This is a genomic window from Streptomyces tateyamensis (assembly GCF_003205575.1).
Classification (GTDB): domain Bacteria; phylum Actinomycetota; class Actinomycetes; order Streptomycetales; family Streptomycetaceae; genus Kitasatospora; species Kitasatospora tateyamensis.
On record NZ_PYBW01000107.1, the window covers coordinates 496 to 8,807 of the forward strand.

The window sequence follows — 8,312 nt, forward strand, 5'->3', positions numbered from 1 at the left end:
GGCGGCCAGGGCCGCCTTGGTGCAGGCGGCGTCGTCGCCCGGGTCGAGAGCCAGGGTGACACCGGGCAACGGGCGCGGGTTCACGTCCTGATGCCGATGCGGTCGTAGACCTGGCGCAGCAGGTGCTCGTCGATACGGGTGCCGCCCTGGGCGGTGAGGCCGTCGGTGGCGAGTTTGGTGATGCGGGCCCAGGCGCGGAAGTTGCCGTGGGCGGCCTGCTTGTCGACCAGGGCGATCAGATCGGCGGCACGCCCTCCCACAGCGGGTGGAAGGCCGGGATGGTGGCCAGGACCTCGGGCAGGGTGAGCGGATGGGCCTGCTGCCAGATGTAGACGCGGGAGGCGAGCATTGGCTCGCGGCGCAGCACCTTCGCGCAGCCGTCGCCGCCGGCGAAGACGACGGCGATGTCGGTGGCCGGGTCGTCCCACAGGTAGCGCCAGTACTCGAAACACTCCCGTGACATCCACTGGGCCTCGTCACAGACCAGGACGTGGAAGCCCCGGGAGAGCGCGTCCTTGAGGACGGCATCGAACTCGATCGGCCGCCCGGGGGGCTCCCCGGGCAGGCCCAGGGCGCGGAACAGCTCGTGGCGGATGTCGCGCGGAGTGGGGCGGGCCCGGAACGCGATCCGGTAGGAGTCGTGGGGCGCGAGCAGGCGCAGCGAGGCATTCACCGACAAGGACTTGCCGTTGCCGGCCGCGCCGGAGATGCACATCATCGCCCTGGCCTCGAGGGTGGCGGCGATGTTCTCCCGGGCGGTGCGCAGCGCCTCGGTCGCCACGGTGCAGGCGCCTTGCAAGTGCAGGTAGTGGTCGGCGCGCTCGGGGGGCAGCATGCCGGGGCGGACGGCGGGTGCGGTGGTCACGGTTGCGGGCTCCTACGGGGCTCAAGAGATGGGGACGGGCAGGCAGATGGGGCTGGTGGGGCTGAAGTGGGGGCATCGGGCCGGGGCCGTGGGCATGGGCGGGGCTTGAGAGGGGTCGTTGGCGGACACGGGTGTGACTGCGGCGTGGTGCGGGCTGCGGCCGTTCAGGCCGGCGGATCCGCTGGGCCGCCGTCGGCGCGCTCGGGCTCGGCATGCGCCGTGGTGCGGGGCAGGACCCATCCGTCCGGGACGGGGGTGTGCGGGAGCAGTCCGGGCAGGGCCAGCGCCTGGAGGTCCCGGCCGTCGGCTGCCGCGAGCTCGGCGTCGGCCTCGGCTGCGGTCAGGGTGCCGAGCGGGCGCGGCGGGGCCGGGGTGGTCGCGGCCGCGAACCGCTGGCGGCGCAGCTTCTCCGCGGCCTTCAGGTCCGCGCGCAGCCGGCGGGCGGCGGCGGTGCGGGCCGCGCGCAGGGCGCGGACCTGTTCACGGGTCGCCTGTTCCGCGAGATGAGCGGCGCCGAGGTGGCGGCCGGTGGACGCGTCGAAGACCTCGATCTCGCTGTCGTGGTGCGGGAGGTGGCGCAGGCGGACCTTTGTGCCGGTGTGGCCCACCATCCACGGGGCGATGTAGGCACGGCGGCGCCAGGAGACGCCGTTCGTGGTGATCGTGCGGGTGCGGCCGTCGTCCTCCAGGGCAAAGAACGCGAGGTGCTCGGGCGGGACGTCGCACAGCGGCGTCGGGTCCGCGTTCCACGCCTCGGTGGGGGTGCGGCCGCCCAGGTCGGCCGGGCGGTGCCCGGTGTTCCACCGGTGGACCCAGTCCAGGAGCAGCGCGACGAAGGCGGCGAACGTCAGCGGCGGCGCGTCCGGATCGGCGAGCCGCCCGCCGGTGAGCTTCTGACGATGGGTGTAGCGCGGCAGAGAGACGAGGAACATCTCCTGAACCGCGTCGTTCAACGCCTCGATCGTGCCCTTCAAGTGCGGACTGTAGGCCGGCAGGTCATGGACGGGGACGGCGAACGCACCGAGCGCGGCGGTCACCGTGGCGCACAGGAACTCCTTCCCGCGGTCGACCCGCACCAGGGCGGGCAGGCCACCTGCCGGGCCGAACGGTTCGGTGCGGGTGATCGCGGTGCGCAGCGCGGCCAGCACCGCGTCCCTGGACGGGGCGTGCGGCGTGACAGCCAGGCCGAGGATGTACTTGGTGGCGCAGTCGATGAACCAGGTGATCCACGGACACGCCAACTCGCCCTCGACATCGACCTGCACCGGCACGTGCTTGTGATCGCCCTCCCAGCACGCGTTCCTCCACAACACCGGCCGCTTCCCGAACACGTCATACGCCCGCCGGGCCGCCTCCCCACCCCGCAGACCCGCCCGCTCCCCCACCGACAACTCCCGCACCACCGCGCGGTGCAGGGCTGACAGCGACAGCGCAGGCCCTGCTGCGGGGTCGTCTGCTGCGCGGGCTACCAGTTCGCGGTGGACGGCCGAGACGTTCCCGCCCCACAACGCCAGCAGACGGCGGATCTCCGGGGTGACGGTCAGCTGCGCGCGGGGGCGCGGCGAGAACCGGCCTTCCTTACGCGCCGCGGCAATCCAATACCACACCGCCCGCACGGTGACCTGCAGCGAGGAGGCGACCAGGCGGACGTGAGCAGTCGTCAGCTCGCCCCGGCTGTCCAGATCCATCAACCGGACCACCGCCGCTTCCCGGTCCGGCACCACTCTGGGCGGATCCAGAGCCACCACCACACCCCCGCCTGTCGACGACATGGGACCCGCGAATCCTCGGAGCCGGCGGCCCTCTTTCAGCGGCAGGCTGTCCTCCCTCTCCCGGTCTCATCCCGACACGCCGGAAGACAGCACCCGATCGAAGGGAAGCTCCGCGGGCGATGTTTCACCAGAGCCGCAAACACGGCGGCCAGGCTCCTGAGGGGTTTGTCGGATAGGCCACGACGGTGGTCAGCGTCCGCTCTTCACCATGGCCTCGACGCGACACTTCACCGGATCCTGGTCAGGCCGTGCACCCGGGCCCCACCTACGGGGGCTCTGACCAGCGCGCCAGCCGCCAGCCCCGGATGTGCACGCTGCCGCTGAACCCAGTGAAAGTCACACGCCGGACACGAGCCGACCGCCACCGCTCCCGGCGATGCGCAGCGAGCCGACCAGCTGGCCCGCTCCCGCCGATCAGTTTCGAGCGGTCCAGGTCGATTCCGACTCGAGCCACAGCGGATCGAGTTCACCGTCGGACATGTCGGTGTTCCTCGGGGCTCGTGGCACGAGCCTGCGTGTGCGAGAGCGCAATCCGGCGCCGGGTGGGATCGACATCGATGATCTTCACGGTGAGTAGGTCGCCAACTTGAACAACATCCTCGGGCCGGTCTGCGGGTGGTTCGGAGAGCTCGGTGTTGTGCACCAGCCCCTCGAAGCCGTCCTCCCGGTCCTCGATACGGACGAACGCGCCGGACGGCACGATTTTGGTGACCGGTCCGGTGACGATCTTCCCGACCTGCTGCGCGACCTGCGGCAGCGGGTCCTCCTGCAGCGCCTTGAGGGATAGCGGTACCCGTTCCCGGACCATATCCACGTCGAGGATCTCGGCAGTGATCTCCTGCCCGACCGTGAGGATGTCGGCGGGATGGTTGATGTGCCGCCAGGACAGTTCGGGAATGTTGATCATCGCGGTGAAGCCGCCGAGGTCGACGAACGTGACGCCGAAGCTCGCGATCTCGGTGACGGTGCCGGTCACGGCCCGACCGCGGCGGAGGGTCTTCAGGAAGGCCCAGTCCCGGTCACTCGGGGTCGGCTCCGTGCGCCAGCGTGCGCGCAGGACGCCGTCCCCGTCGGGCAGCACGGCCGTGAACAGCGGGCTGCGCTCATCGACGTCCATCGGCAGGACGGCAGCGGCACGTGCGCCGCGGACCTGGGCGGCCAGTGCCGGGAACTCGGTCTCGTCGGCGACCGTGCTGGTAATCCGGCCATCCTGGTCCTCCCATACGCATTCGACCAGGCCCTCGTCCGGGAGGCCGGCCACAACTGCGGCGACATCGGTGGAGAGGAGGTCCGGCCAGACCGCGAGGCGTGCCCGCGGGGTCAGCCGGACGCGCACCGCATCGAGTGTGCCGCCACCGAGCCGGTGCCAGCGGGAAGCGTTGTCGAGGTGCATCTCCTCCAGAAGCGCCGCCTCGCGCATCGCCACGCACCAGCGCACCCGCGCCCAGAAGACATCGTCGGCGGGGCGCTGCTCACCCGGCTCGTCGAACACCGCCTCGTATGGGGAAGCATCCAGCGGTTCGGGGAAGAGCCCCAGTTCGCGGGTGCGCGCCACGGCCGCTTCGCAGGGCACGTTGCTGCCCACGTACACGTACTGGTCCCAGCCGACGTGCACGGCGAAGGTGTCCTCGACTTCCAGGCGACACCAGGCGCCGCTGTCGCGCAGCATCGCCCGCACCAGCTCCAAGCCGACCGGGACCGGCACCTGCGCCCCGTCGTGGAAGCCGGTCAGATCGGACGGGAAGAGCCCTGCAAGACCACCATCCTCGACTGCCGGCTCCAGGCCGAAGTGCACGAAGCCGAGCGCGGCCTGAGGCTCGCGGACAGAGAGCTGGCGCACACCAGTGTCCTCGGCGAAGGCGGCAACCGCCTCGAGGTAGGCGGCCTCGACGGACCCGTGGTCGCTGACCGCCTCCACCGCCCCCATGTAGTAACCCCGCTCGTCACGGTCCGCGGGGTTGTACTTGGTGATCCGGTATACGTAAGGCAGCACGTCAATGCCCCACAGCAGCCGAGCACGATACTGCGGCCCGGCGACGTTCCAAGGCGTTCACGCCGTTGTCGGGGTGTGGCAGGAACTGCTGACGTCGACGGAAGAAGCTCATCGGGCCATCCTGCCGCAGCCGACGAGGATGACGCTCCCGATATCCGACCCTCCCGAAGCATCAGCCCCGGGCCGCCCCAACTGTCACCAGCAGGACCCAAGCCACCCAGGCGGCCGCGATAGCGATCGGCGTCCAACTTTCACTGCACTTCAGCGCGACACTTCACTGCCACCTCGGTCCCCCCGTTCACCGCGCCCACCCACAACACGCCCCCTGAACAGGAGAAACAGACCACCCAGGACCCGGTGAACAACAACGCCGAACCACTGAAAACCACACGCCGATCATCAGGCGAGATGCTGCCACGTGCCGACACGCAGGCGCGCGACGGATCCTGACCGAGCCGCTACCGCGCCCTCACAGCACGCGACAGCACTCCACACGTCAGGGGCGCGACAGCTGCCGGGGCCGCCGCTACCACCACGAAACCGAACACCGCCCCACCAGCCACCCTCAAGGCGCGAATTCGGAACACCATCGGCACTCAGCCAATAACCAATTCCACAGAAGCTCCCACAGCAATTCGATGGCCCAAACACCAACCGAAAACAGCCCACCACTCGAACGGGCGTCCAGCAGACCCCCCAACCCGCCCAACCACCACACACAGTCACCAAAAGCGAGGCGGGTGCAGCCCTGCTAGCCACTCGAACAGTCTCGACAATTGGTCCAGACAAGACGGCGTATGAGGCCATTTACGCCACACAACACCAACAGGTCACACCCCGAGCAGAGCCGGGGAGCGCAGGGTGGGGAGCGGGAGAAGACTGGAGAGTGAAGCAACCCCTCAGTAGCGCCAGGGAGACTCCCATGGCCCACACTGCGCGAACTCGCCATCAGCGGCTCGCCCGATGCGCGCTCCCAGCTGCCGCACTCCTCCTGATCGGGGGCGCAGCAGGTTGCGGCGCAGGCTCGAAGACATCTTCTGGCGTCACCCCGAGTGTCACCGTGACAAGTGCAGCCGGCTCTTCTGCTCCTGCCACCGCATCGACCGCGCTGCTGACCGCAGCACAGTTGCAGGCTGCGCTGCTGACGGCGGGCGAGCTGGGGCCGGCCTTCGCCGCCTCGAGCAGCGCGAGCGACACCACGGGTACCGGCGGCTCCTCCGTCACGGGCTGCGAGCCGTTGGCCAGCATGCTGAACGGGACGGCCAGCACGACCCAGCAGGTTCAACAGGACGTGCTCCTCACCGCCGGCAGCACCGGGCCCTTCGTGCAGGAGTCGCTCCTCACCGAGACCCCGGCCGCTCTGACCACCGACTACGCCCAGGCCCGGGCGGCCCTCACGTCCTGCCACACACTGACCTTCCCGACCGGTGCCGAACCCCTGACGTTCACCCTGAGCCCCATCAACTTCGGCGGCCCCGGATCGGCGGCGGCACGAATGGACGCCACCTACCGCGGCGTACAGGTCAACGGATACCTCGCCATCGACCGACTCGGCCCCGTAGCACTCACCTACGCCTACTTCCAGATCGGAAGCGGATCATCCCAACTGGCCTCGGCCTACTACACGCAAGCCGTCAACAAGATCCACCAAGCCCTCGGCCCCACCACCACACAGTCCTCAAACTAACTCCGCCCAAGACGCCAGCCGGCAGGCGGCCACACCCAGCGGTTGGGGCAGTCACGGGCCTGCTGCTGCCAGACCTCCCACCACGGATCGCTCGCGTCCGGTGGGCTCGTCTGCCCTGCGAGCCCGAGGCCTGTCCAGTCAGGAGGCTGACGTACGCGCCGACGGCCAACGGCGTTGCTGCGCCGTTACCCCCAGCCCGACTGCTGCGGGCAGCAGGAGGCGCTGACCATCAGGTGGTGGCTGGCGCCTTCGGTGGCTTACCGTCAACGGCACAGTTCCTGAACGGCGCTGGGGGCTGAGCTCAGCGGTGAGCTGGAGCTGGAAGGCCAGAAGCAGGGGCCGTACGGGCACCTGCCCCGCCACCTGGCCCAACCCGAGCAGCGCCCCGCCGACCAGGCGTCTACAAAGGGGTAGATGGAAGGGGCACCTCTTGACGGGAGCGGCCATGACGGGGTCCTCGGCGCTTCCCGGTGGAGGCTTTGCACGCGCTGGCGTGGCATCCATCCTCGTGGCCTCCGCGCTCGCGGCCGCCGGATGCAGCAGCGGCGCCGGCGGAAAGACGGTGCAGAGCCCTGCACCCGCTGTCGGCCAGTCCTCGCAGTCCCCGCAGTCCAGCGGGACATCACAGGCTCCCCAGTCCAGCGGGACACCGACCCTAGCCGTGGGGCAGACGCTGTCCGTCCGCACCGTTGGTGACGGCGTGGTCGTCACCAATACCGGGTCCGCCGATGTGACCCTGGTCGATGTCAAGACGACCACGTCCAACCCCAGCGCCGGGTACTCCATCCCTTCGGGCACCGAGGTCGTCTGCGTTGAACTCAAGATCAAGAACACGGGCACAGCAGACCTGGACACCTATCCGTTCATCAGAGCCCGGTGGAACGGCAAGGACGGCCAGACGCAGGAGGCAGGCATCGGCCCCGCAGCCTGTACTGACCTCGGGCAGCACGGCAACGGCCTGAGCGGAGCACCCATGCCTAGACCAGGCCAGTACGTAGACGGCCCGGTCTCACTGGTGATCCCCAGCACTCAGCCAGGAGCGCTGGAGTTCTACGACAGGGCGGGAACGCCGATGTTTCAGGTGAACTATTGATCGCGGTCCCGACTCGCCGAGGGGTAGAACGACACCCCTTCCTCCGGTAATCCGGGCCAGTCCCCGTCGCCACGGGAACCTCGACGTTGACGCCGCCGTACAAGGCAGCCAGGTCCACACCGGGCGGCAGAGCCAGGTCGGCCTTCTCGGCCTGGGCGCGGCGCAGCCGCCCGGCGACCGGCCTCGCCCGGGCGGGTGGACAAGCTGGCAGGGAAGCCGAGCAGGGCGGGATCAGGGGCGACGGCCGAGGAGCAGGGTGAGCAGAACGCGGGCTTCCCGCCTGCGGGCGGGGTCGCGGGCAATAACGGCAGTCAGCGCGATGGCGGTGACGGTGGCGATGTAGCCGGTGGCCGTGGTGGCCAGGGCGAGGGTTGCGGGGTCGTGGACGGACATGGGGTCCTCCCGGTCGGGGCCTGGCGCGCGCGGGCCAGGTAGGCGTCAGTGGGCAGCGAGTTCCTGGAGCTGGTGGGCGATGTCGCCGGTGGGCAGGCTGAACGGCCCGCACATCTCGTCGGAACCGCCGGGCAGGCCGCCGATGGCCACACGCAGCGCGTGGTCCGGGCTCGGCAGGCCGGTGGTGTCCCGGATCGGCGCGGCCAGGCGGAACACCAGCCGCGGGTAGCCGGCGATGTCCGGCAGCGAGGGCTTCAGGGGCGCTGTAGCGCCCTCGTCCAGGTGGGCGGCCTGGCGGAACCAGTGATCCGCCTCGCGCAGCTCGCCGGCTCGGATGTGGTGGAGGTAGAGGCAGTAGGCGGCGGTGAGGTCGCCGGCGCCGGCGGCGAACTGCCACCACCACTGCGCTTCGAAGGGCAAGCCTGTGAGGTCGAGCAGGCAGCCGAAAACCAGGCCGCCGCGCGGCTCCCAGCGCGTCACCAGAGCGTCCACTAGGGCCTGTTCCGAGT

7 protein-coding genes and 1 pseudogene are annotated in these 8,312 nt (G+C 70.0%); 2 read left to right on the forward strand and 6 right to left on the reverse strand.

Features of this window, described 5'->3' with window-relative positions; all coding sequences use genetic code 11:
* Window positions 1–80 precede the first annotated feature (80 nt).
* From C7C46_RS36770 to C7C46_RS25780, 4 genes are all read right to left on the reverse strand, one after another.
* On the reverse strand, window positions 81–260 hold the full coding sequence (locus C7C46_RS36770; protein WP_245984907.1) for a hypothetical protein: 180 nt from the start codon (window positions 258–260) through the stop codon (window positions 81–83).
* Window positions 236–865 carry an ATP-binding protein gene (locus tag C7C46_RS25770; protein WP_245984914.1) on the reverse strand — a complete coding sequence of 210 codons (630 nt, stop codon included), beginning with the start codon at window positions 863–865 and terminating at the stop codon, window positions 236–238. Before C7C46_RS25770 ends, C7C46_RS36770 begins: the two co-directional genes overlap by 25 nt.
* A 164-nt stretch (window positions 866–1,029) precedes the next feature.
* Entirely contained in the window at window positions 1,030–2,553 is a 1,524-nt protein-coding gene (locus C7C46_RS25775; protein ID WP_425470120.1) for a Mu transposase C-terminal domain-containing protein, read from the reverse strand.
* A 550-nt stretch (window positions 2,554–3,103) separates the two neighbouring features.
* Entirely contained in the window at window positions 3,104–4,630 is a 1,527-nt protein-coding gene (locus C7C46_RS25780; RefSeq protein WP_110672315.1) for a S1 RNA-binding domain-containing protein, read from the reverse strand.
* Between the two features lie 922 nt (window positions 4,631–5,552).
* On the opposite strand from C7C46_RS25780, the gene C7C46_RS25785 reads away from it, so the two are divergent.
* Window positions 5,553–6,317, forward strand: a complete 765-nt coding sequence (locus C7C46_RS25785) for a hypothetical protein (RefSeq protein WP_146259206.1) — start codon at window positions 5,553–5,555, stop codon at window positions 6,315–6,317.
* 661 nt (window positions 6,318–6,978) lie between these two features.
* Entirely contained in the window at window positions 6,979–7,410 is a 432-nt protein-coding gene (locus tag C7C46_RS25790) for a hypothetical protein (RefSeq protein ID WP_110672316.1), read from the forward strand.
* A 231-nt stretch (window positions 7,411–7,641) separates the two neighbouring features.
* Here C7C46_RS25790 and C7C46_RS35275 read toward each other — a convergent pair whose 3' ends face one another.
* Both C7C46_RS35275 and C7C46_RS25795 read right to left on the reverse strand, forming a co-directional pair.
* On the reverse strand, window positions 7,642–7,803 hold the full coding sequence (locus C7C46_RS35275) for a hypothetical protein (RefSeq protein ID WP_181442519.1): 162 nt from the start codon (window positions 7,801–7,803) through the stop codon (window positions 7,642–7,644).
* Window positions 7,804–7,848: 45 nt separating this feature from the next.
* Window positions 7,849–8,312, reverse strand: a pseudogene (locus tag C7C46_RS25795) (hypothetical protein); the annotation flags it as partial.